The following is a 22,896-nucleotide window of genomic DNA, read 5'->3' as shown; positions in this document are numbered from 1 at the left end:
ATAGTTAGTTAACGGCGTTTTTTTATTTTTCTTAACACACCAGGTTTATTGTTTAAAACATATGCAAATTATTATTTACGATACCGAATTTACAGCTTGGCCGGGATCCTCTCAAAGAGGCTGGAGCGAAGACTGGGAGTTTAAAGAAATCATACAGTTCTCAGCACACCTTATTAGCATTACCCAAAACAAAATTAACACCACCAAAATACTTAATTTATATATTAAACCCAGGATTAATACCCAACTTTCTCATTACATCACTGAGCTAACCAATATCAAACAACAAGATATTGACACTGGAATCAATTCTGAGCAACTTTTTGAAAAGCTCAAATCCTTTTCAAAAGATGGCTCAATTCCTTTTTTTAGCTGGGGCAATGATTTACATGTACTTAAAGAAACCGCTCATTTAAATCAATTGGATATCAACTGGTTAAAATCCTACGATTTACGGCCTATTTTTCAAGATTTTAATCTTAGTAAAAATATTTCAAGTGGTGTTTTGTATCAACACTTTAATCTTAATTTAAACCTTCATGAACATAATGCCGAACATGACACAATTAGCTTAGTAGAATCTTTAAAACATATTCAACAAAATCATTTGGTAGAACTTGAGGAATTATTCCATCAAGAACTAACTTTGAGCAGTTAGGTTTAAAATTTCTGCATATTTCTTCTTAGCTTTTTTAACCTTATGTAAATATTGTCTTGTCTCTAAAGACAAGTCTCCCTTAGTTAGCTTTCGGAAAACATAATTTTCAGAATAGCGATTTATTTTGTTAATCGCTTCTTTCTCATTTCTATCAAATGCTTTTAAAACTTTGTTCAAGCCACCGTTATAGGCAGATACCATTAACATTTCTTTCTTATTCTTATCCGTAATGTTTTTTAAGTATTTATTTTTTAGAAGAGCAAGATAAGCGCTACCTATACGAATATTTTCTTTTGCATCAAATAAAACATTTCTTGAAGGCTTATGTCCAACGCCATCAACATATTGATAAACATCCTTTCCAGCAGAATCAGACTTAATTTGCATTAAACCTAATGCATTTGATTTACTAACGGCTAATGGATTAAAGGCACTCTCAACATCCATGATTGCGAAAATTAAAGAGGGTTCAACGTTGTATTCTTCTGCATATAAGTTTACCCAGGCCTGGTACTTTTTAACTTTTTCAGGCAATTCAAGAGTATTCAAAGGAATTTTTACAATAAAAAATACGCCTAGCTCATCCTGGATAACTTCTGACTCATTTTGCATTAAATATTCAGCATAACGATAAGCCTGAGCCGGATAACGAATTGGCTTTTTATTTTGATCAAGTATTTTTTTATATAAAGCAGGTTTTTTTGCGGTTTCGATTGGATCAGAAGACAATATTTTAGTTATGTTTAGGCTTTGAGGAACAACCAATAATCTTGACAACACTTTTTGTTTTTCATAGTTAGAATAATCCGAAGAAAACTCTACTAATAACTCATCTTCAAGTTCAACAATGGTGGGTATTGTTCGATTTGAGTGAATCAAAACATCTTGATTCATACCGGGGTTTATATTAATGCTAGACAAATCAGTAAACCTAGCCACTTCCTTTTCAGCTTCATCACCCACATTGGGTGTCAAAATATTAGCAGAGGATGTTGTAGAAGGTTGCTCAATACCTATATTGGAATTTGATTCCCTAGACAAGGGTAAACTACCTGTATTGCTTGAAACAATTGAGCGAATCCCCACACCAACTTGATTTGGTAACATATTGTTTTTAAAAACATTAGAATCTTGTTTAGCGTTAAACACCAACCAATTTTGTAAATGATAAATATAGCTAGAGCTCAGCACCAACAAACTGCAGAGCATCGCTAATATTGATATTGTTCTAAATTGATTGTTCACAAAAAAGCCTCCATATAGGAGGCTTTAGCAAGAGCAATACCACTTTTTTAAAAATCTATCGCAAATAGTTAAACAAGGACATATCTTGCACACGTGTAAATACTTGCTGAGCCATTTGTAAAGCGTTTTGATATTGAGTTAAATCGGTTACACCTTGAACAATATCCATGTCTTCTAGCCCCATTCGGCGCTCTTCAAGTGCTAATTTAAATGACTCACCGGCATCATACTGAGATTCTACACGATTTTGACGACCACCAACCTCAGCACGAACCTTTGTTAATGATTCAAGAGAAGTATCTAACATAGAAACCACATCATCTAAAGTAGGAGCAGAGCCTGTAGGGTTACCATTTTCTACCGCCATAGCCTGAGACGATCCACCCTTTAATAAGTTACTCATATTCACAAGTACATTAAGAATATTGTTATCTACGCCAGTAGTATTATCTAAATTTGCTGTGTCTAATGATGAGTCAACTGCGAAAACTTTTGATCCATTATCCGTCACTCTCACTCTACTAGGGTCTCCTTTATCATCAGGAGTGAGAACATTATCATCATCAAAACCTACTTGCACAAATCTAGAACCATAAAGTGCCTGCTGATCAGCGCCAGCAGCACCAGTATTGGTCGCATTTGGTGAACCTATATACGTGTAATAACCTGGATTAGTAGGATCTTCAATAAAAGCTTTATCAGCAAAAACACTGTTACCAGCAAAAATCTTTTCACCCTCAGAATTTGTATAGTTCATCATACTTTGTGCTTGTAAAACAATTTGATCAATTTCTGCAGCCGTTGCTTTTTTATTTTCATCCGAATAGGTTCCATTCAACATCTGAATACCTAACTCACGAGCCCTTTGCATAGAATTAATCGTGTCATCAATAGACGTTTCTTCAAGAGTCAATTGAGACTTTGCAAATTCACCATTTTTTGCGTATTGATCAATAGAGGTCATAGTGCGATTGATTGAATGTATTTGATTTAATGCCACAGGATCATCTCCTGGAGCATTAATTCGTTTGCCCGTACTCAATTTTAATTGAGCATCTAGAACATCCTGCTGATGCTTTTGAATGGATTGTAAACCCTGAGTATGAAATAAATTCGTTGAAACTCTCATTGTTACGCCCTCGAAATACCTAGTAAGGTTTGAAATAATTCTTGAACCGTAGACACGATTTGTGCAGATGCTTGATAAGCTTGTTGATACTTAACCAAATTAGCAGCTTCTTCATCTAAACTAACGCCTGAGTATGACTCTCGTTGAGCAACCATTACATCGTACACATTACTTTGAGCGGTATACTGTATATCGGTACCACGAACATACATACCCACGTTGACCGCCATTTTTGAATAGCCCCCCAGCAAACTTTCAGTGGCTTTACCATCAGCACCAGCAAACAACAGTTTAGCTGACTGTAAGCCCGCCATGTTTGCAATATTAACGTTATCTCCTTTCGCCGCTGCCGCTGGGACCTCATCATCTAAGCTTCCGTCAGAGTTCGAGTCAATTGGACTCTGTCCACGAGTTGCAAATTTTTCTTGCTCTGTAATAACCTTGGCAAAATCTTCTAAAATTTGCTTATGAGGCTTAACCAAAAAAGAGTCCTCATCTGCTGGTACATTGGTTACGCCGGTAAAATCAAAGTAAAGCCCTTCAACATTGGCTGATGAGCCCCTTGCTACAGAGATAGGATTACCAGAACTATCCACAACCGCTTGCTTGGTTATATAATCAAAAAAATCGAAAGAATCAGTACCTTGGTTATACATTAACTTGTATTCTCTAGGCTCAAAATTCCCCACTTCGGTATTGGCATTGTCCAAATAAGTTTGTTTGTCACCATAGGTAGCAGGTTGGCTGGCAAGTGCGCTAGAACCATCATAAGGCGGTTCAGAAACACCTGGGTTTGGATTAAAACTCACTGAGATATCCGTACCATAAACAGTCCCTGTATTTTTTACACTGTCTATTGCATTAGTGGACAAGGGTGCAAAGATATTGCCTCCAGCATCTCCGTTAGCATCATAACCTTGATAGTGTTGCCAGTTCATTGAAGCAACCATGCCATTTAAGGTTAAGCCTAAATCATTTTGAGCTTTGCCAAGCATATTATCTCTAAAGTCTAAAACACCACCTAGCTCACCACCTACAATTTTGTCACTAATTAACTGTTTTTGGTCTCCAATATAAGCATAAACTTCAGTTCTATTCTCGTCTTGGAATTCACTACGACTCGCTTCTAATTGCATTAATGTATTACTTGAAAGCAATGGAACTTGGCCATTCCCAGCATAAATATCAACACTACCATTGTCATGGTAGTAGGTTTTAATATCCATATACTGGCTAATTTCTAAAATCGCTTGATCGCGCTGATCCATCAAATCATTGGGGGCATTAGTCGTATTTTTAAGGACATTATCGATTTGAGTATTCATTTCTTGAACTGACTGTAATCGATTATTTACTTCTTCAATAATATCGCTAACTTGGTTATTTGTTTGGTAATTTGTATCCCCTAGAACAGAGGTTAAGTTATTAATATGACTCTCTAAATTACCGACTTCATCAAGAACCTGTTGACGACTTGTTGTTGAAGTGGGATTGTCTGATAAGGCTTGAAGAGAAGATAAGTAACGATTCAAAAACTCTTGTACCCCTTCATCATTACTCGCTACAATTCCTTCAACCTGAGTTGATAAATCCAATTGTGTTTCGTAACGTTGTTTAAGCGTTTGACTAGAATAGAGTTGAGTTTGTAGCGCTTCAGAATATATTCGCTCGATGCCCCCCACCGTCGAACCACTACCTTGGTAGTTATTACCAGCATTACCAGGCGCACTACTCTGAATAATGACACGCTGCATGTTATAACCTTCTGTAGAAGCATTGGCAACGTTATGACTTGTCACCTCTAGTGCTTTCTTAAAGGTATTTAATGATAGTGAGGCGATAGTTAACATATCAGCCATAATTTCGTCCTCATTCTGGTCAGAATATTAAGCTTAAACGTGTATTCAGCAAAAGCATTAACGATTAGAACCGTTATTTAGCAAACCTTAATGCTAAAGCATCTTCAGTTGAAGGTTGATTATTATTTTTTGTCTCAACTGGTTTTTGTGAACCAGACTCAACTAAATCGCTAGTCTGATTATCTAATTTTTTCACAGCAGGAATGCTTGGTAACAACTGTTCTACTATTGTATCGGCAAAACCTAAGGTTCCTTTAGCGGCTAAATCTTGCGCCAACTGTTTATCATGCCAGTCTTTGTAAAAGTCGCCCTGATTACCATCTAGCCAACCATCATCAAAACTCACCTTGCGAGACTCTTTAAAAATCTGCTGTACAAAAATTGCCTCAAACTGTTCAGCTACCGGTTTTAGAGCTGCCCGCTGATCTTCTCTTGCTTGTTCTCTTAAACTATTTAACCCCTGAAGATCAGTATAATTTTGTGCCGCATTTGAAGCTTTATTTTGATTAATCAACGTATCTATGCGATTGTTTATATTCATTATATTACTCCTAGCAGCTTTAAATAATCATTAAATCTGCTTTTAGGGCACCAGATTGTTTTAATGCTTCTAAAATAGCGACTAAATCGCCCGGTGCAGCACCTACCTTATTAACCGCTTGAACAATATCATTTAGAGAAACGCCTTTTGGAAACTTAAACATTCTACCCGTCCCATTAGAGCTAACATCTACGACTGAATTGGGAGTAACCGCGGTATTACCACCTGCAAAAGGATTAGGCTGAGAGGCCTCAGTATTTTCTGAAATTTTAACGGTTAAACCACCATGAGTCACTGCGGCAGGGCTAACAGTAACATTCTGTCCAATAACTACCGTTCCAGTTCTTGAATTAACAATAATTTTTGCGGCACCTTGACCCGAGACCACTTCAATATTTTCTAAAACAGACAAAAAGGCTACTCGTTGATTAGGTAAACGAGGCGCCATAACCTCTACAGTTTCCCCATCAATCGCGCTGGCGGTACCTGCTCCTAACATTTTATTAACCGCATTCACTAAGTTAGTCGCAGTGGTAAAATCTGCATCTTTTAAATTTAAAGTAATCGTATTCCCTAACTCAAAACCTGTTTGTACGGTACGTTCAACCATTGCACCATCTGGTATACGTCCAACACTGGGAACATTAATCGTAATTTTTGATCCATCTGCCCCACTGGCATCCAAGCCTCCTACAACTAAGTTTCCTTGAGCCAAAGCGTAAACATTTCCATCAACTCCCTTCAAAGGAGTTAACAATAAGGTTCCACCTCTTAAACTTTTTGCATTACCTAAAGAAGAAGCCGTAATATCAATTTTTTGGCCAGGCTTTGCAAAAGCAGGCAACTCGGCATGTACTGCAACGGCAGCTATATTTTTAGAGTTAGTTTTTACCCCTGCAGGAACTTTAATACCAAATTTATTCAACATGCTTAATAAACTTTGCTCAGCAAAAGGGGTTTTATCACCAGACCCATTTAAACCGACAACCAAGCCATACCCCACTAATTGGTTAGAGCGCACGCCCCCAACATCTGCAATATCCTTAACGCGTTCTGCATAACTGTAACTACTCCATAAAAAGAGTAATGTCAAAAACATGACTATTCTTTTGCTATACATGTTGATTCCCTTGCCTTATCAGGCTATTTTCTTCTGGTTTAATTAGCTTTTTTAAGCTTTTTATTTTTATTCACTGAATTTCTTATGAATTCAGGCTTTCTACTAAAGATCTAGCATACCTTATGCCAAATTTAATAGATAAGCTAAAGTAAGCATGATGGCAGCCGATAACAAATTTTTTGCGACATAAATTAGTTAAAACCGTTTCACCGAACAAAGACTTAGACTTTACATTTTATATTCATAAAATAACTACCAGGCCAGGTAACTTAAGGTTTTTAGCAATATAAAAAGATAAAATATCATTAAGAAAAGAAAACCGACCCGCAAAAAGGAGATTTAAAAACAGGCCAGTAAAAAGGATTAAGAAGAAATCGAGTTACACTCAAATATTAGCTTATTTAAAATAAACAATAGATACATATTAGACTACTTATCTAAACATTTCAAATAGTTAACTTTATTTAAAAATAGAGACCTTTAATCTACAAAGGCCAATATTTTGTTAACCACTGAGTACCGACTCCCGTTCTAGCATTATCACCCGTCATACCCACATCTTTATAAACTAAACGAACATCAGCAACTTTTTCAGACGTAATCGTATTATCTGGTTGAATATCTTCAGGTCGAATAATACCGGCAAATTGCACCACTTCATCACCATCATGAATCGTAATCCATTTTTCACCACGAATCACTAAATTACCATTTGGAATCACCTCAACCACCGTCACAGCGATAGAACCTGTTAAGCTTGAATTTTGCTTAACATCGCTCTTCCCAGAAAAGGAACCTTCTGACCCATAACCAATGCTTAAGCCGTTAACGGGAGAGGTCAAGGTACTCACAGCACTGCCAACAACATTATTAGGAGTGGTCACACTAAAAGGAGTGGTAATACCATAATCCTGACTATTAGATTTATCGTATTTTGCTTCATCTTTCTTTTTAGCAGTCATACTTTCGCTTAGCGAAATTGTAATAATATCACCCACTTTATGAGCTCGAGCATCATTAAATAAAGTCATTGCTCCTGCCTGATACAAGGACCCATTTTTTGGCTGAGCCGCTTGCGGAATATTTAACGGGTAATTTGGCGCATAACTCATGTGCTGCATTCTTTGTGGAGGCGTTGAACACCCCACTAAAAAAGCAGAACCCACCAGCAACAAAACAAACCTGCTGACATTTATTTTTTGAATATTCATTTTATTCACCCTTGTCTTAAAAAGACATTTACAAGTGTTGATTAAAATTATGTGTTGTTATTTAGATATTGCATCATACCGTCTGCTGCTGAAATGGCTTTTGAATTCATTTCATAAGTACGCTGTGCTTCAATCATTCCAATTAACTCTTCAACCGTATTTACGTTTGAGGCCTCTAATGCACCTTGAGTTAATGCTCCAGCCTCTGCCGTTTGAGGATTGTTAATATTAGGCGTTCCACTAGCCGTAGTTTCAGAGTAAAAGTTATGCCCTAATGACTCTAAACCTGCTGGGTTAATAAAACTCGCTAACTCAATCTGTCCAACCTGGTTTTGTGCAACATTACCAGGTTCGCTAACATAGACTGCTCCATCACGGGTAATCGAAATTTCAGTTGTGTCTTGAGGAATATTAATATTAGGTTCTAGCAAATAACCTGAAGAAGTCACAACATCACCGTTTTGGTTAACTTCAAACGAACCATCACGTGTATACATCAAGTTACCATCTTGATCCAATACCTGAAAAAAACCTTTTCCTTCAATCGCAATATCTAACTGGTTATCCGTCACCATCAAGTTACCTTGAGTATGAATTTTCTGCACACCAATCGCTTTTACCCCTGTACCTAACTGTAAGCCAGATGGTAAAGTATTGGCCTCATCTTGTGACGCTTGAGCACCTGGTTGACGTACATTTTGATACAACAGATCATCAAACTCAGCTCGCCCCGTTTTATACCCATAAGTATTGGCGTTTGCGATGTTATTGGAAATAGCCGCTAAGCGAAACTGTTGGGCTTCTAACCCTGTTTTTGCAACATATAGTGCTCTATTCATTTTCTTATTCCTCTAAGAGACCTTTGCAAAAGTCGATGAATGGTTAAAAAAGGCTATAATTTTCTATCTTCAGCCTAAAAAAACCGCCTAATAGGTAGCTATTACGCAATTTTTTTAGACTAAATCTAAAGAATTCTTTCACTTTTTTCTTACATCCACGACTCCTACAAAGGCCTCTCTAACTTATCGAATCGACAATAGTGAATCGGATTTTTGTGCATGACTTTTAGTCGTTGACATCATTTTGACTTGCATCTCATACTTTCTAGATAGCTCAATCATATTCACCAAAGCTTCTGCAGTATTTACATTACTAGATTCCAGAGCGCCACTCACAACCATAACAGGCTCTTGTATAACAGGAGGTGCTCCGTCTTTTAAACGAGTATAACCATCCAGTCCTTTTTCTAAATCTTTAATATCAGGCTTAACCAAACGCACTCTATCCAAAACCACTAACTGATTACTGGGTGAATCAGCAGGCACAATTGAAATAGTACCGTCATCACCTATTGTGATTGTTTTGACCGGCGGCACATTTATCGGCGTACCACTCTCATTTAAGACAGGGTTACCTTTTACATCAACCATATTGCCGTTTTCAAGAATTTGCATACTCGCAGATCTTACATAGGCTTCATCCCCATTTGGGGCTTGAATTCCTATAAAACCGTCTTCTTTGGTAACAATATCTAAATCTCTGCCTGTGACTTTAATCGCACCGGCAGTAAAATCAGTAGCAGGTCGTTCATCTAAAGAGTATGCTCTTGACTCCCAACCAGGACCTTCAACATGTTGTGCCCTAAAAATATTAAAGTCTTTTTTAAAGCCATCAGTATTTGCATTCGCCAAGTTATTAGAGTTATTAGCTTGAGAAAGCATAACCTCTTTGGCACCACTCATTGCGATATACAACATACGATCCATGACAACTTACTCCAGGATTAATTATTATCTAGTCAAAATTATCTAGTCAAAAATGGGATGATTAATTACTTCACAAATATCATCCCTTATAAATTGAAACACTTATATAAGTGGGTCTAACGCCCAAATGTGTTTCCCTTGTGTGTTAGCATTTTGACACGCTATTTACGTTCAAACAGGTAATAGCAGAGACTATGCCAAAATAATTTATATTTTCACTAAAGGTTTTAGAAATTAGCCGATAAGCTTATATAGAGGGGTTTTAACAAATAAAAAAGCCGGCTAAAAAGCCGGCAAGACCAGAAAAAGTTTTTAACTTTACAAGTTTAAAATAGTTTGCGTTAATGTTTGAGAAGTTGAAATAACCTGGGCAGAGGCCTGGTAAGTTCTTTGTGTCTGAATCATATTAACCAGTTCACCTGCCACATCAACGTTTGAATATTCTAATGATCCAGCTTGAATGGTTCCAAATCCATTCTCTTGCGGTGATCCCAACTGAACAGTACCCGAAGAAAAGGTTTCCGCATAAGTTTGTCCACCCAATTTTTCCATCGCATTTTTATCTGAGAAGTTAGCAATACCTAATCTAGCCACAGGTATTGAACGCCCGTTAGAATAACGTGCTTCAATCGTTCCATCTAAACCGGTGCTTAATCCAACCAAATCACCAATTTTAAAACCATTTTGAGTTACTCCTCGCAAGTTGTAAGAACCTGAAAACTGAGTCATATTTCCAAAATCCATAGCAATACTAACATTACCTGCATCTGCAGAACCCAAAGGATCTGTTGCGCCTGTTAATGGCTGATCAATAACAAAACTCATCGTTGGCAATATTCCCGTTGTTGACCAGTTTGCTTCATCTAAAGGGTTATTATCATCATCACGCCCAGTACCAGCGGTATCTAGTGTTCCATCATCTGGTTCACGAACATCAATTAAATTACCGCTAGTATCATAACGTAACTCATATATTGCTCCAGCCAAGTTATTACCGGCGTTATCTGTAATCAAAGCTCCTGTTGCAGAGTCAGCCTGATGACCACTTGTTACATAGGTACCAGTCGTCTCATCGTAATCCTCTATGGTCATCTGAGCGACCCAACTCGTATATTTAACCCCTGTTCCAGTTCCGTCAGTAATATAGGTTCCATCCGCATTTTGACCCACGTCTGAGTTAGCATTTACCACATCACGCTTGTAAAAGTTTGTAGTCAGACGATGCTCTCCACCTAAAGAATCATGAATAATTTTATTGGTTGAAAAATCTGGAAAACCTGCATAAGGCCCTGAGTTTTCAGGATCAACCAAAGCTTTTAAATTAGTTGTTGTTCCTAAAGAATTAGTTGTGCTATTGGAATCTGTTGGATCACTATTATTTGCTTCTTGACCATCCAGATTAATGTCAAAACTCATTTCATCCGTTGCTTTAGGCTCCCGGTTTAATGCATCCAAGTCAATTGAACTTAAGGTTGTCTCAAAAACAGGCGTTGACTCAGTTGAAAGACTTTCATTTAACAAATAACCTTGAACCTGATTCCCTTCTTGAGCGGTTAAAAAACCATCTTTATCTAATTTAAAAGAACCATTTCGAGTATAAACATTGTCATACTTTCCGGTTTGGTCAGCTAAAACAAAAAAACCTTCTCCATCAATCGCCATATCAAGCTCACGACCGGTACCATTAATGGTTCCCTGACTAAAATCTTGGGTAATTGCAGCCACACGCACGCCGTTACCTGGTGAGTTTTGTGAACCCGAAAAAAGGTCCGAAAACTCGGCTCTTGAACCTTTGAAGCCGACCGACTGTGCGTTAGCTAAGTTATTTGAAATAACCCCTAAACCACTTGACGCTGCATTGATACCACTTAACGCGTTTAAATCGTAAGCTACACCCATGATATTCTCCTTGTGTATTCCACAACAAACTTGCTTAGTTTGTGTGTTTTAAAACTGTTTAATATTTATTTTAATAACGAGGGATTTATTACTATAAATTTCTAACCACTAATTTCTCTAACCGTATCCATTGCGACTCTCTCACCTGTTGCCAAGGTTAAAGTCATTGTGCCGTCACTATTAACGCCAACCGAATTCACTCTTGAAGCAACAACCGTATCGATTGATTGCAAGTCACCATCTGCATTAGTGCCATAAGCGGTTAATGAATAAACACCACTAGGTTTACTGACATCAACATTATCTAGACCATTCCAGTCCACTGTTTTTTCACCTGCCTGCATACTTGGAATACTAAGTTCTTTAACTACGCCATTATCATCACTTACCACAATAGTGACATCCGTTAAAGCAGAATCCGAGTTAAGTCTGAACTGCGAAGTTTGGTCTTGAACATGTGAAAAATCTTCACCACTCACTTGAACATTTTTACCAATAATTGAAGCCGCCTGCATAGTTTGCAAATTTTGAAAAGATTGCGTCATAGCCAATATTGAATCATTCATATTGGTTGTTGCTTCTAACTGACTCATCTGAGTCAAATCGGTTACAAATGCAGTTGGATCCATCGGTTTAGATGGATCTTGATTTTGTAATTGTGTCGTTAACAATCTCAAAAAATCTGCCTGCCCCATAACATTGCTAGGCGCACTTGAACTTGGATTTGAAGCTTGTTGCATTGCCTCTAAGTAATCAGCATTGCCCGTCGTAATATCTGGAAAATAATCAGCCATAATTTAACTCCTTACCTATTTCCCTAATTGGATAGTACGCAAAAGCAACTGCTTAGACGTATTCATTACTTCAATATTGGTTTCATAAGATCGAGAAGCCGACATCATATTCGCCATCTCCTCAACCACATTAACGTTCGGACGATATATATACCCTTTCTCGTCTGCCATAGGATGATTTGGGTTATATTCCATTAACGACGGAGCCTGGCTTTCTACAATTTCTTTAACCCTTACTCCACCCGTTGGTTCATGCATATTACCTTCTAAAATAGTCTGAAAAACAGGCTGTTTTGATTTGTAGACTTCATCTTTATTGGAGCTAATACTATCCACGTTAGCCATATTAGAAGCGATTGTATTTAAACGAACCGTTTGAGCATGCATTCCTGTGGCAGATATATCTAAAATTTTGAACATTGACATTTTTAACACTCCTTATTCAAAATCTATTCACCACGCAATGCGCCACGAATACCTGAAATCTTGCCATTGATAAACTCTAAAGTTGCTTGCTGTTGCATAGCATTTTCCATAAACTGAGCTTTCTCAATATGCGCTTCTACCGTATTACCATCTAAAGATGGCTGAGTAGATTGTCTATACATTAAATATTGGGATGTTGATGAAAAACCATTGCTATCGCCATCAATATGACCAGGATTAGTTTTTCTCATTTCTGTTTGATATTGACTATTCATTTGACCACTTGCGTCTTGCAAAGCTTTTCTAAAATCAATATCTTTCGCCTTAAAATTAGGAGTATCTTCATTGGCTAGGTTATTTGCCAATAACTCTGCCCGTTCTGTTCTAATTTTTAAGGCTTGTTCATGTATGCCAAAAATTGATTCAGCCATCATCATTCCCTTCTGGTTTCTTCAGTGAGTGTTTTTTGACACCTCTTAATATTTAAGGTTGATTTAGCAACAGCAATGCCAAGATTAAGATTTTTTAACATTTCCCCTAAAAAACGTCTAAAGTTTTATAAAAAGCTGCAGTTATCGGCAGAATTATGAAAACTTTAATAAAAAAGTGAAAAAAAGAGGAAAAAATTGCCGCCCTATAAAAAACAGTATAATTATCATAAACTTAAAAAAATAAAAATTAATTACCAGGCCTGATAACTTTGACAATACCAAAATAGACACACAAAAAAACCGCTCAAAAGCGGCTTAATTTATTTTATATGTTTATGTTTTATGTTTATGTTAATACGCTTAAGAATGATTAAAAACTACCAAGTCTTAACCGTATCTCCCACTTGAACCAATCCTTTTTTAGCCGTCAGTTCAGCGACAGCAAATCTTGGCATAATTCGTTTAATTTTAAGAAATGCTCCAGGAACCATGTCCGTTCCTAGCACTAAACCATTAAAACGCACAGGTCTTCCGGTTTTATGATAAACCGCAAGGTCATCTCCAACTTTTGCCCCTGAATTCGCACTTAAATAAATAACATATTCTCCATCACGCACATCAATCACTTGGCTTTCAAAGGGTTTACAATGTAAATAATCAATGGCATCGGTTACTTCTTGCTCAAGTAATGCGTGAAAAACCTTACCCGTATCTGTAGCAAAAAAAGCATTCGTTCCAAATGGTTTATCACGACCAACCCTTACGTCACCTTCAACATCAAATCCGCCTCGCGATTGGTGAACAATTTCATTACGAATCAAATCCACCATATACCAATCGGCCTCTATATAACGTGTATTATCTTGAACCTGCAAATTATAAAAACGTTTAACGTTATTTTTAATTCCATCCTCAGAGTGCGATGACATTGACCGAATAACCGTTAACAGCAAATATTGTGCTCCGGTATTATCTCTAATGGTCGATATTAATTCAGGATCGAGATTTGGAGAAACTTGAACATTGGGCTGAATGTCAACCACTTGATGTAATAAAGAATAGTTTTTATAACCTTGATTGCGCACTCGTCTATCCAGCTCTAACTGATAACCATTTAAAAGATTTGAAACATCATTAGCTTGATAAGCGTGCGGAAAAACCACCGGAGCAATCGCTAAACGGGGTTGATATTGGTTACCGGGTATATTCGCACAAACACCTCTTTCTTCAGTAAGACAGACATTCATCGTCACTTCATAATTTAACGGTAATTTTTTAGTGGCACCATATTTATCTACTGGTTCTTCATACCCTTCTTTTAAAACCGTAAAGCTTTTAATCTTACTAGATGAAGTAAAACGTGCAGAATCTAAGGTTAACTGATAAGACTCAACAGATTGATCAGTCTTTACCACCGCATTATTTTGTAAACTGGCTTGTTGCAAAGCATCTCTAATTGCCATTTTTCTAGCAAACGCTTCACTTACTTCTTTGGAAGAAGCGATGCCCTTAACCACAACGCAGGAACCTTCGTCAGAAAATCCCTTGTTAGACGTTAAATGACTATCATCTTTCTCCTGAGCGAAACTAGCCGTACTCTCAGCCTGATCAATATCTCCATAATCAGGTTCAGCACACATTTCGGGTCTATTTGGGTTATCAATACATTCTTTATCAATGCTTGCGGATAAAACGCTATGCGAAAAAAATAAAGCTAATATAAAAAATACTAAAGGATATTTCATACGAACTCTATGCCTGTTTTATAGAAGCCTTACTGACCTCTTCAATTCGTTGAACAATAACATTGGCTAACTCATCTGAATGCCACTTAGATAAAAACACATTTGCTCCTACTTTATCGGTTAAAGATTCGTTAAACCCTCCACTGAGTGAAGAGTTTAAAACAACAAACAAATCTTTTAAACGGTCATCTTTTCGTATATTCGTGGTAAGCGTATAACCATCCATTTCAGGCATTTCAATGTCAGAGATTACCATCAAAATTCGATCCGAAACCCTTGGAGAAATTCCTTTTTCAGCATCATCAGCCCATTTTTGTAAAAATTCTAATGCTAACTTACCGTTATTTAAAATCTTATTAGCAATGCCCATTTTATCTAGAATCCCCTTTAGTTGGCTACGAGCTACTGAAGAATCATCTGCACCTAATACAAAATAGTCATGCCCGGCCGTCTTATCAACATGGCTGTTTATAAATTCATCAGAACTATCATCACTTAAACCAGAGATTTCCGCTAAAACTTTTTCGACATCAACAATTTGCACTATTTGCTCTTGCGCACGAGTAATACCTGTTAAATAATTAACATTCAGCAAACTATCAGGTGGTGGCAAAATATCTTCCCAACGTAAATGTACAATCCGATCAACATCTTCAACTAAAAACCCTTGAACAGAACTATTAAACTCGGTCACGATAGTTAAGCTATTAGAGTAGTTATTTGGGTCAATAGGCTCAAGATCTAAAGCTTTTGCCAAGTCAATCATTGGCATCGTCTGCCCACGAATATCTGACACACCAACTACCCTTGAGTCCGCTTTAGGTACGCTAGAAATATGAGGCGTCCGAATCACTTCACGAACTTTAAATACATTTATTCCAAACAACTGCTGACCCTTAATTGTAAAAAGTAACAGCTCCATTCGGTTCATACCTGCCAAAGAAGTCCTTTGATCAACACCTTTTAAAAAGCTCGACATGTTAACGTCACCTTATTTCGTTTTATTTTTATGCATTAACTTATTTAACTCAACGCAAAATGAGTATATCTTATTGATTTAATAACAACAGTTCTTTCAAAGAATTTTACGCCCATGTTAGACTGTTCATATGAAAAATTCGATTTATCTATTTACCATTATCTCATTGCTTCTTGTGACGTTTAGCAAAAGCAGCATTGCTAGCCCCAAAGCGAATCTTTACCAAGACAAAAGTACTGCATTTCAATCTATCGATGAAATCCACGACTTGGTTACCCAGCATGTAAAGCAAAAAATTGACCAAAAAATATTTGAACCTACCATTCAACTCAGAAAACTCTCCCCTGAAACAAGATTAAAACCTTGTCTAGGGAAAATTCAAATTGAGGACAAAAATTTAGATAGAGTAACCGGTAGAATGACGATTAGCGCTGTTTGCTTAAATCCAAATTGGCGTGTTTATGTCCCCGTTACCGTTAACGGAAAACAGCCCGTTGTTATCTCCACTCAAGGAATTCTAAAAAAAGCCGTTATAAAAGAAGAGGATGTAAAACAAGTACTTATTCACTATAAAAAAATACCTTCAGGTAGCATGGTAAATATTTCAAAAGCAATTGGTATGCGAGCTAAAAAATCAATAGCACCCAATCAAGTATTAAGAATTAGAGATTTGCAGCCTCCATATTGGGTTTTTAAAAATCAACAAGTAAATATCATCACTCGTATTGGTGAAATTGAAGTTAAAACAACAGGAACGGCTTTAAAAAATGCTGTCGTGGATGAACAAGTCTCTATAAAAAACAATTCCTCTAAAAAAACCATTAAAGGCATAGTTGTTGCTCCGAATACAGTATTAGTTCCATAGAAGCCATAAATTTGACAGCTCATAACGACATAACAATATGATAGAAACATTAAAACAATATATAAAAAGGAAACATCCGCTCCCGTGCAGTTTACACAAAGAAAATAAATTTAAAAAAAGTGTAAACTTTTACTAAAGCTTTTCTTTTTTTTACCGATACATATAATAGAAGACGTTAAATTACGGTTAACATAAACAAAATATCAGGTGTGAGGCCATTAAAATGGATATTAAAAACTTAACAACAGGTGTTCTACCTAGTCGTTCTAACGACCAGCCAAAAGCACCCGCTAAAGAGATTGATGAGCGTGTCAACACTGCCACCCCAAACTCTACAGACAAGGTCACTTTAACCGATTTTTTATCACAAGCTCGTGAACTTGAAACTAAATCTCAAGATGTTAATGTTGATAACTCTGAAAAAATTGCTGCTCTAAAAGCTGCAATTAACGATGGGTCTTATCAAGTTGACTCTCAAAAGGTTGCCGAAAAACTGATTCAAACTGAAGCATTGTTTGCTAAAGCCTAGTTGATAATAATGAATTCAAGAATTGAGCCAAGCGAATTTGACATGAATCTGTTTTCCTCACAAACAGAGTCAATGACTCAACTTTTAAATCAATTTTTGAATACTCTAGACCTTGAAACAGAAGCTATTAAAAAAAATCTAACTCAGCAACTTATTGATGCAAGCTCTCATAAAAGTGATTTAGCAAATCAAATTGAAGAAAAAAACCAAACACTCAATTCAATGCTTGAAAAAAGCAATGTCACCCTAGACTCTCTGCCAGATTCTTCAATTTTTAATACCCTACCTACAGAGATTCAAAACAACACCCTAGCTTTAATTAAATTAATTCAAAATTGTCATGATAAAAATTTAGCCAATGGAATGTCTATTCAAATGCTAAGTAATATCAATCAACATGCTTTAGATTTAATGTCTGGTAAGCCAAAAGATGATGCGAAACTCTATAGCTCAAGCGGAGAGAAAACTCGCTCTGGTTATCAAAGCTCACTGGGTAAAGCCTAACAATTCACTCTTTTCCCTTAGTCAATAATACTCCCTCATTCTTCTCTATTTTAACGATTTACTTGGCCATTGGCTCATTTACTGCTTATAAATTCATAAAATATTCTAAAGAATTTTCATTCGTTACGTTATTTGTATAAACTAACCAAAAAACATTATTAATACATAATCACACCTTGTGTGATGACTAGAGAGAAGATTTATGCGTAAAGACCAACGCTCTTATTACCGAATTGATGTCATTATGCCTTGTAGCTATCGTATTTTATCGTTAGAACAAGCATCTGAAACACTTCTTCCCAGTACACCTGATTCAAAATATATTGAAGAATATTTCATGGAAAATTTGTCTCAACTTGATGAGCAAATAAACGAAGTTATTTCTCATATTAATCAAAAAAGTTCAGTGCTAGCAACAGCATTGACCGCAATGAATAGTAAGATCAACTTTCTTTTACAAACAATTGATGAAAGGCAACTAACTAGAGCGATTCCTCAGCGCTTGGTAAACTTGAGTGGTGGTGGAATTGCTATTGATGTAGAAGAGAACGTTAAATTATCAGATAAGATTGATTTACTGATTAAACCACTTCCAAATGAAACCCCTATTTTAGTTCGCTGCGACGTTATCAGTGTTGCACCTATCTCAGATGGTTCAGAAGGCTCGACCATTGCACTTTCTTACCAAAATTTAGCTGAAGATGACCGACGGAAACTTGTCTATTTTATTCAAGCAAAAGAAATTGAATTTGCGCAAAAGAAACGTAATAAAGAGCTTAAAAAATAACCGCAATTATCCTCTCTTCTGCTTCTAACTCCCTATGCGATAAAAATCATATTTATTAAGCATCGCTCTTGTTAAAGCATAAAAAACCCCGATATAAATCGGGGTTTTATTTTGAGTAAAAATTTTATCTGCAAAATTATAGACTAAAGTCCAAAAATCTAGTTTTATGGAAAAGCATAGCGTTTATCAGAACGTTCAAAAACCTTCTTTTTATCATCTTTTTTTAACAGTTTTGATAATTTTTTCTCTAAAGCTCGCATCTTAGCCAAGCTTTTATCAACCTTCACTTCACTATTTTTTTGTGACTGAGTCGAGGCTCTAATTTGCTTGTCCTGCTTAGCGACTTTGCTTTCAAGTATTCTAACTCTAGTACTAATACTTGCCGCATCGGCAACTCCTTGCCAAACAAATAGCGATAAAATGGTTGCTATCAAGATTTTTTTTAAAATCATAATGACCTCAATCTAGCGTACTCAAACCTAATCAACTAATTGACCAATTCATTAGTAACCAGGCCTGGTAACTCTTTAATAAGAGCTTACTTTATAAGCCTGTTCAGGTTCTACTATAGAGGCTTTAGATGCGGTATAAACAAAGGCTTGTTCAAAGAATTTTTTGTCTACATAAACTTCTAAAACAGTCTCGTAGTTTCTATCTGCCATAGGCGTCACGCTTACTACTCTAGCCCCCTTAACAACCGCATTGACTCGAGCACGAAAACTATCATTTTTGGCGGTTAAGGTTGATACAGAAGTATTACTATCAATTTTAATACCATATAACTGCTCGGCAAGAGCTCTGTATGCATCTAACTTGGAAGATCTAATAGCCATTAAACGGCGTTGACCTGGTGTATAAGCAGCAAAAGTACTTTCAGCACCATAACCAATACCCGTTACTTTTAACAGCTCTGGCTTTTGAGCGGGAGCAACAGGTGTTGCTTCAGCCATAACAGGTTTAGTCTCAACCATTATTGGCTGAGGAACATTAGCCGCTGACGCGGGTTCATCTGACTTAATCTGAATACACCCAGATAACACTAAGCTACTAGCTGCTAGCTGCTACTCCAGCAATTACAAATAATTTCTTTTTCATGGTCTTACACTCCACTATTTACTCAAAACTGTTTTTTAGAGACCTTTGCACGAGATGGGCGCGAAAAAAATTTGGTAAAAATTGTCTGATTTAGTCGAAAAACATAGTTAATAGCTATTAATAGCAAGCTATAGGCAAGTATTCAAACAACAATCAGTTGGTTTTTATCCATTTTTTATTCGTTCAGCCACCTCGTATGCAAAGATCTCTTTAAATTGATTAACATTTATTTTGTGTCTCAGAACAATTTAAGTCTTTTAAATTGTACTTAACACCGGGTTCATATTTTTTAGGTAACGGCTTGGTTGAATAATAATCGGGAACTTTCATAACTGATTTCTCAATCAAACCTACATCTTCACCAACATTCATCAATGCATTTTTAGCTATTTTTACAGGTTTTGAGCTACAAGCACTCAACCCCACTTGCAAAGCAAGCATTAATAACAACCATTTCAATTTCATAAGCAATACTCACAAATCTTAACTATGGATAAGAATCCGTAACCGACTGGTCATAAAATGCCGCATCTGGAGCAGAATATTGATATCGATTTTTTTCTTTCGCTTCTTTCATCGCGGCTTGCTTTTTAGCCTTTTCAGCTTGTTCAACTAAAACCTGCTTTTCAACTGTTTTAATACTTTGCATTAACGCTTTATATTGATCTTGAATTTTTTTAACGCGACCATTCACTTCATCAATTCGGCGTTGTGCCTTGATTAATTTATAATTAACCGAAGTTACTTTTTTCATTAACTCTGGATTTTCCGCCGCCACCGCTGGTAAAGAAGGTGGTGCTGTCTGGGTATGACTATTAGTATTCATTGCATGTGAATCATGAGTGGTTTTCACCGCATGAGTATTCTGTGCATTATGAGAATCATTTCCTGTTTTCTCTGTTGCGTGGGAATCCTGATGCCCCCCAAGTCCTAAAGGATCAATAATTTCATTATTATGTCCATCCGTTCCAGAACTTGTTTTCGCCATATCTGCAACTAATTGTTCTATTTGAAAGTTAATTGCATCTAATTTCTTTTCTACAGATTGAGCCGTTTTATCAACATCATGAATTCGTTCATTATTACCCTCAGAAGAGACTTTTATAGATTCAATTAATGTTAAGGTTTCCTCATCCATTCCTGCAGAGGAAGCCGCTAATGCTCCCCATAAACCAATTCCGATACCAGACAAAGCCAGTACACTTAAAACTGAACCAAAAATTATGATAAGTTTTTTTATAGAATCCATATCTTCTGCCGCCATATTGGAGTTTTGTGCTACTTGAGCACTTGCACGTTTTTCTAAAAATTCATCGGTATTATCAACCGCTGCTACTTTTTTCTCAGCAACATTCGGAACGATATTATCTGTTTCAACAACAGGTTCAGGCTCTTCAACAACCTCTGCTTCCTTTGGTTCAGAAACATCAACCACCTCTGGCTCGTCCTCTAAATCTAAACCTTCTAATGAATCAAGAATGTCATCACTTTCATTACTTTCATCAGGAAGATCAGTCGATTCATCGGCCAACTCTTCCATATCAGGTAAATCATCAACTGTATCAAGCTCTGGTGATTCTAGAACAGGGTCATCATCTGATTCTTCAGAGACAGCCTCTAGCTCAGCCTCATCCAATAAAGCATCAATACTTTCTAGATCATTAGGGTCAAATGTATCGTCTTGCTCAGCCACGCATTAATTCCTTAACAACTTTTTCATTATTTAAAAAATAAAATTATGTAAAAACTTAATTTAAGTAAAAAATAAATAATGAAAAAATTAACTAATAAAACTCAATCTTAGTCATTGTGAGCGATACGAAATAAAAAGCTTCAAATCTATTCTGGTTGAATAGAAAACTTTTCAAAGATGCCGTTATCTGCCCAATAAACAGTTGGCAATAGGGAAAATTGTCCATTAGCGTCTCGAACATAAGTTCCAAACCTAGTATCGATCAAAGTATCTACCGTAGAGGAGATACTCGGATTTTTGACAATTTCTATAGCCATCTTTCCTAAAGCATAAAACAGGCCATTTTTATTTTTTGAAGTGCTAGGCGGTTGTTTTTCTAAACTGCCGCCTAATGAGATAGGTAAAATTACAAATGTTTGTGACCATGCATCAATATTTTCTTTTAAGTAGTTGGCATTGGGCGTTTTGGTTGGATACCATATATGGGCTATATCTACTGGAGAATTTAAGAAATCTAAATACGGTGCAACTTGAATCGCTTTGGTTTCAGGTACAAAAGAGATGATTGCTTCAATATCTTGACGGACTCTGGGCTTAAAGACCAATTTTTGATTTAAAACCGACTGCAACCATCTATGCCTATCTTTGGATTCTTGAACCTTTAACCCAATATCAATGGATTGCCCTACCGTTTTATTAATGGTTTGTAAGATATATCCCTGAGAATGATTGAATTCTAACCAGGCCTGGTTAAATGCTCGCTCAACGTTTTCAGAAGTTTCATCATTACCTCTAAGAACCATAATATTTTGATACTGAGCTTGATTCAAAACCTGAAAAACTTGTTCTAGACCCGCTATTTTACTTGGTGCAAGACTGTATTCATTTCTGGCTAAATGTTCAGTTTCATTAAAATAAAGCGTCGCAACTCCCGTCTCTAATTCTTGCCACTGTTGAATTTTATTTTTTTGCATCGGTCCAAAAATAAAATCTGGTTCGTAGTATTTAAGAATTTCCCACAAATCAAATGCGGTGGAATATAAATTAGAATCTAAAGCCACTAGCTTTCCTTTAAAGCCCGCCTCATTAAGAGAGCTCTGCAAAGCATTTTGTAATGCAAGGCCAACACGTTCATAACGTCCACTTGTCGGTAAAACAATGGCGACAACTGCGCTAGGGTCATGCATTGGAAAATCAATATTTTTAGAAAATGAAAAGACCGACAATAATGAAGGAGACTGGGGTAGATTTGATAAATAAGCCTCTAATCGATCTACCCTTTTTTGAAAAGCGGGAATAATGAATTGTTTTTTGATTTGTTTTAAATATTGAGCAACCTGCTTATAGTCTCCATTTTGTTTCGACATTTCTGCTCGCAAGATCAAAATCTCTTGATCCAGACGACTGACTTGCTGTAAACGTTGCTGACTTTCAACTTTATTTTGAGGCTGAGACTTACCTACTCCAAGATCAATTAAACTTTTAGGCTCACTATCACGAAAAAACTCATCCCATTCTTCAGCATAGGCAAAGCTTGCCAGTGGCAAAGTCATTACCATAGCGAGAATAATATTAAGAGTTTTTTTCATATATCCTCATGCTTAAACATATCATCCGAAT

At 36.5% G+C, this 22,896-nt stretch carries 24 protein-coding genes; 5 read left to right on the top strand and 19 right to left on the bottom strand.

All coding sequences use genetic code 11. From position 1 onward, the window contains the following. Positions 1 to 61 precede the first annotated feature (61 nt). Positions 62 to 658 (top strand): exonuclease domain-containing protein, encoded by a 597-nt coding sequence (locus BS34_RS0103465; protein ID WP_029407160.1) that lies wholly within the window; start codon positions 62 to 64, stop codon positions 656 to 658. On the opposite strand, the gene BS34_RS12500 is transcribed toward BS34_RS0103465, so the two are convergent. From BS34_RS12500 to BS34_RS0103395, 14 genes are all read right to left on the bottom strand, one after another. Further along, positions 641 to 1,903 (bottom strand): murein transglycosylase domain-containing protein, encoded by a 1,263-nt coding sequence (locus BS34_RS12500; protein WP_051640661.1) that lies wholly within the window; start codon positions 1,901 to 1,903, stop codon positions 641 to 643. The genes BS34_RS0103465 and BS34_RS12500 overlap by 18 nt on opposite strands. A 55-nt stretch (positions 1,904 to 1,958) precedes the next feature. Then, a complete protein-coding gene (gene flgL / locus BS34_RS0103455) occupies positions 1,959 to 3,032 on the bottom strand; it encodes a flagellar hook-associated protein FlgL (RefSeq protein ID WP_029407158.1) in 1,074 nt (357 codons plus the stop codon). 2 nt (positions 3,033 to 3,034) lie between these two features. Continuing rightward, positions 3,035 to 4,891 carry a flagellar hook-associated protein FlgK gene (gene flgK / locus BS34_RS0103450; protein WP_029407157.1) on the bottom strand — a complete coding sequence of 619 codons (1,857 nt, stop codon included), beginning with the start codon at positions 4,889 to 4,891 and terminating at the stop codon, positions 3,035 to 3,037. Between the two features lie 73 nt (positions 4,892 to 4,964). Beyond that, complete coding sequence (locus tag BS34_RS0103445) at positions 4,965 to 5,432, bottom strand: rod-binding protein (protein ID WP_051640660.1); 468 nt, start codon at positions 5,430 to 5,432, stop codon at positions 4,965 to 4,967. A gap of 19 nt (positions 5,433 to 5,451) precedes the next feature. After that, entirely contained in the window at positions 5,452 to 6,531 is a 1,080-nt protein-coding gene (locus tag BS34_RS0103440) for a flagellar basal body P-ring protein FlgI (protein WP_369699482.1), read from the bottom strand. Between the two features lie 506 nt (positions 6,532 to 7,037). Beyond that, positions 7,038 to 7,763: a flagellar basal body L-ring protein FlgH gene (locus tag BS34_RS0103435; RefSeq protein ID WP_029407154.1), complete on the bottom strand. Its 726-nt coding sequence runs from the start codon at positions 7,761 to 7,763 to the stop codon at positions 7,038 to 7,040. 47 nt (positions 7,764 to 7,810) lie between these two features. Further along, on the bottom strand, positions 7,811 to 8,602 hold the full coding sequence (gene flgG / locus BS34_RS0103430) for a flagellar basal-body rod protein FlgG (protein WP_029407153.1): 792 nt from the start codon (positions 8,600 to 8,602) through the stop codon (positions 7,811 to 7,813). A 183-nt stretch (positions 8,603 to 8,785) separates the two neighbouring features. Continuing rightward, positions 8,786 to 9,529, bottom strand: a complete 744-nt coding sequence (locus BS34_RS0103425; RefSeq protein ID WP_029407152.1) for a flagellar basal body rod protein FlgF — start codon at positions 9,527 to 9,529, stop codon at positions 8,786 to 8,788. Positions 9,530 to 9,847: 318 nt separating this feature from the next. Next, on the bottom strand, positions 9,848 to 11,428 hold the full coding sequence (locus BS34_RS0103420; RefSeq protein ID WP_029407151.1) for a flagellar hook protein FlgE: 1,581 nt from the start codon (positions 11,426 to 11,428) through the stop codon (positions 9,848 to 9,850). Positions 11,429 to 11,529: 101 nt separating this feature from the next. After that, positions 11,530 to 12,222, bottom strand: a complete 693-nt coding sequence (locus BS34_RS0103415) for a flagellar hook assembly protein FlgD (protein WP_029407150.1) — start codon at positions 12,220 to 12,222, stop codon at positions 11,530 to 11,532. A 15-nt stretch (positions 12,223 to 12,237) separates the two neighbouring features. Further along, positions 12,238 to 12,648, bottom strand: a complete 411-nt coding sequence (gene flgC / locus BS34_RS0103410) for a flagellar basal body rod protein FlgC (protein WP_029407149.1) — start codon at positions 12,646 to 12,648, stop codon at positions 12,238 to 12,240. A 23-nt stretch (positions 12,649 to 12,671) separates the two neighbouring features. After that, on the bottom strand, positions 12,672 to 13,079 hold the full coding sequence (gene flgB, locus BS34_RS0103405) for a flagellar basal body rod protein FlgB (RefSeq protein ID WP_029407148.1): 408 nt from the start codon (positions 13,077 to 13,079) through the stop codon (positions 12,672 to 12,674). Positions 13,080 to 13,456: 377 nt separating this feature from the next. After that, a complete protein-coding gene (locus tag BS34_RS0103400) occupies positions 13,457 to 14,824 on the bottom strand; it encodes a hypothetical protein (RefSeq protein WP_051640659.1) in 1,368 nt (455 codons plus the stop codon). Between the two features lie 7 nt (positions 14,825 to 14,831). Next, on the bottom strand, positions 14,832 to 15,803 hold the full coding sequence (locus BS34_RS0103395) for a chemotaxis protein (protein ID WP_029407146.1): 972 nt from the start codon (positions 15,801 to 15,803) through the stop codon (positions 14,832 to 14,834). Between the two features lie 130 nt (positions 15,804 to 15,933). On the opposite strand from BS34_RS0103395, the gene flgA reads away from it, so the two are divergent. The 4 genes from flgA to BS34_RS0103375 all read left to right on the top strand — a co-directional run bounded on the left by flgA (position 15,934) and on the right by BS34_RS0103375 (position 18,488). Continuing rightward, on the top strand, positions 15,934 to 16,668 hold the full coding sequence (gene flgA / locus BS34_RS0103390; protein ID WP_029407145.1) for a flagellar basal body P-ring formation chaperone FlgA: 735 nt from the start codon (positions 15,934 to 15,936) through the stop codon (positions 16,666 to 16,668). A gap of 223 nt (positions 16,669 to 16,891) precedes the next feature. After that, positions 16,892 to 17,197, top strand: coding sequence for a flagellar biosynthesis anti-sigma factor FlgM (flgM, locus tag BS34_RS0103385; RefSeq protein ID WP_029407144.1), 306 nt, complete (start codon positions 16,892 to 16,894; stop codon positions 17,195 to 17,197). 9 nt (positions 17,198 to 17,206) lie between these two features. Next, a complete protein-coding gene (gene flgN, locus BS34_RS0103380) occupies positions 17,207 to 17,701 on the top strand; it encodes a flagellar export chaperone FlgN (RefSeq protein WP_029407143.1) in 495 nt (164 codons plus the stop codon). Positions 17,702 to 17,903: 202 nt separating this feature from the next. Continuing rightward, complete coding sequence (locus BS34_RS0103375) at positions 17,904 to 18,488, top strand: PilZ domain-containing protein (protein WP_029407142.1); 585 nt, start codon at positions 17,904 to 17,906, stop codon at positions 18,486 to 18,488. A gap of 164 nt (positions 18,489 to 18,652) precedes the next feature. On the opposite strand, the gene BS34_RS0103370 is transcribed toward BS34_RS0103375, so the two are convergent. The 5 genes from BS34_RS0103370 to BS34_RS0103350 all read right to left on the bottom strand — a co-directional run bounded on the left by BS34_RS0103370 (position 18,653) and on the right by BS34_RS0103350 (position 22,865). Next, positions 18,653 to 18,940: a hypothetical protein gene (locus BS34_RS0103370; protein ID WP_029407141.1), complete on the bottom strand. Its 288-nt coding sequence runs from the start codon at positions 18,938 to 18,940 to the stop codon at positions 18,653 to 18,655. 75 nt (positions 18,941 to 19,015) lie between these two features. Next, on the bottom strand, positions 19,016 to 19,528 hold the full coding sequence (locus tag BS34_RS0103365) for an LPP20 family lipoprotein (protein ID WP_051640658.1): 513 nt from the start codon (positions 19,526 to 19,528) through the stop codon (positions 19,016 to 19,018). A gap of 274 nt (positions 19,529 to 19,802) precedes the next feature. Further along, positions 19,803 to 20,048 (bottom strand): hypothetical protein, encoded by a 246-nt coding sequence (locus tag BS34_RS0103360; RefSeq protein WP_038126259.1) that lies wholly within the window; start codon positions 20,046 to 20,048, stop codon positions 19,803 to 19,805. Positions 20,049 to 20,070: 22 nt separating this feature from the next. Next, positions 20,071 to 21,276, bottom strand: coding sequence for a hypothetical protein (locus tag BS34_RS0103355; protein ID WP_029407138.1), 1,206 nt, complete (start codon positions 21,274 to 21,276; stop codon positions 20,071 to 20,073). Positions 21,277 to 21,422: 146 nt separating this feature from the next. Continuing rightward, on the bottom strand, positions 21,423 to 22,865 hold the full coding sequence (locus tag BS34_RS0103350) for a penicillin-binding protein activator (protein WP_029407137.1): 1,443 nt from the start codon (positions 22,863 to 22,865) through the stop codon (positions 21,423 to 21,425). Positions 22,866 to 22,896: the final 31 nt, after the last annotated feature.

It is taken from the genome of Thiomicrorhabdus sp. Milos-T2 (assembly GCF_000702325.1).
Classification (GTDB): Bacteria; Pseudomonadota; Gammaproteobacteria; order Thiomicrospirales; family Thiomicrospiraceae; genus Thiomicrorhabdus.
The sequence above is the reverse complement of the archived record's forward strand: the minus strand, read 5'-3'. Positions and strand labels throughout refer to the sequence as shown.

Coding starts and splice junctions, on each gene's coding strand:
- BS34_RS0103465 (WP_029407160.1), top strand. CDS start 62: ATGCAAATTATTATTTACGATACCGAATTTACAGCTTGGCCGGGATCC.
- flgL (WP_029407158.1), bottom strand. CDS start 3,032: ATGAGAGTTTCAACGAATTTATTTCATACTCAGGGTTTACAATCCATT.
- flgK (WP_029407157.1), bottom strand. CDS start 4,891: ATGGCTGATATGTTAACTATCGCCTCACTATCATTAAATACCTTTAAG.
- BS34_RS0103445 (WP_051640660.1), bottom strand. CDS start 5,432: ATGAATATAAACAATCGCATAGATACGTTGATTAATCAAAATAAAGCT.
- BS34_RS0103440 (WP_369699482.1), bottom strand. CDS start 6,531: ATGTTTTTGACATTACTCTTTTTATGGAGTAGTTACAGTTATGCAGAA.
- BS34_RS0103435 (WP_029407154.1), bottom strand. CDS start 7,763: ATGAATATTCAAAAAATAAATGTCAGCAGGTTTGTTTTGTTGCTGGTG.
- flgG (WP_029407153.1), bottom strand. CDS start 8,602: ATGAATAGAGCACTATATGTTGCAAAAACAGGGTTAGAAGCCCAACAG.
- BS34_RS0103425 (WP_029407152.1), bottom strand. CDS start 9,529: ATGGATCGTATGTTGTATATCGCAATGAGTGGTGCCAAAGAGGTTATG.
- BS34_RS0103420 (WP_029407151.1), bottom strand. CDS start 11,428: ATGGGTGTAGCTTACGATTTAAACGCGTTAAGTGGTATCAATGCAGCG.
- BS34_RS0103415 (WP_029407150.1), bottom strand. CDS start 12,222: ATGGCTGATTATTTTCCAGATATTACGACGGGCAATGCTGATTACTTA.
- flgC (WP_029407149.1), bottom strand. CDS start 12,648: ATGTCAATGTTCAAAATTTTAGATATATCTGCCACAGGAATGCATGCT.
- flgB (WP_029407148.1), bottom strand. CDS start 13,079: ATGGCTGAATCAATTTTTGGCATACATGAACAAGCCTTAAAAATTAGA.
- BS34_RS0103400 (WP_051640659.1), bottom strand. CDS start 14,824: ATGAAATATCCTTTAGTATTTTTTATATTAGCTTTATTTTTTTCGCAT.
- BS34_RS0103395 (WP_029407146.1), bottom strand. CDS start 15,803: ATGTCGAGCTTTTTAAAAGGTGTTGATCAAAGGACTTCTTTGGCAGGT.
- flgA (WP_029407145.1), top strand. CDS start 15,934: ATGAAAAATTCGATTTATCTATTTACCATTATCTCATTGCTTCTTGTG.
- flgM (WP_029407144.1), top strand. CDS start 16,892: ATGGATATTAAAAACTTAACAACAGGTGTTCTACCTAGTCGTTCTAAC.
- flgN (WP_029407143.1), top strand. CDS start 17,207: ATGAATTCAAGAATTGAGCCAAGCGAATTTGACATGAATCTGTTTTCC.
- BS34_RS0103375 (WP_029407142.1), top strand. CDS start 17,904: ATGCGTAAAGACCAACGCTCTTATTACCGAATTGATGTCATTATGCCT.
- BS34_RS0103370 (WP_029407141.1), bottom strand. CDS start 18,940: ATGATTTTAAAAAAAATCTTGATAGCAACCATTTTATCGCTATTTGTT.
- BS34_RS0103360 (WP_038126259.1), bottom strand. CDS start 20,048: ATGAAATTGAAATGGTTGTTATTAATGCTTGCTTTGCAAGTGGGGTTG.
- BS34_RS0103350 (WP_029407137.1), bottom strand. CDS start 22,865: ATGAAAAAAACTCTTAATATTATTCTCGCTATGGTAATGACTTTGCCA.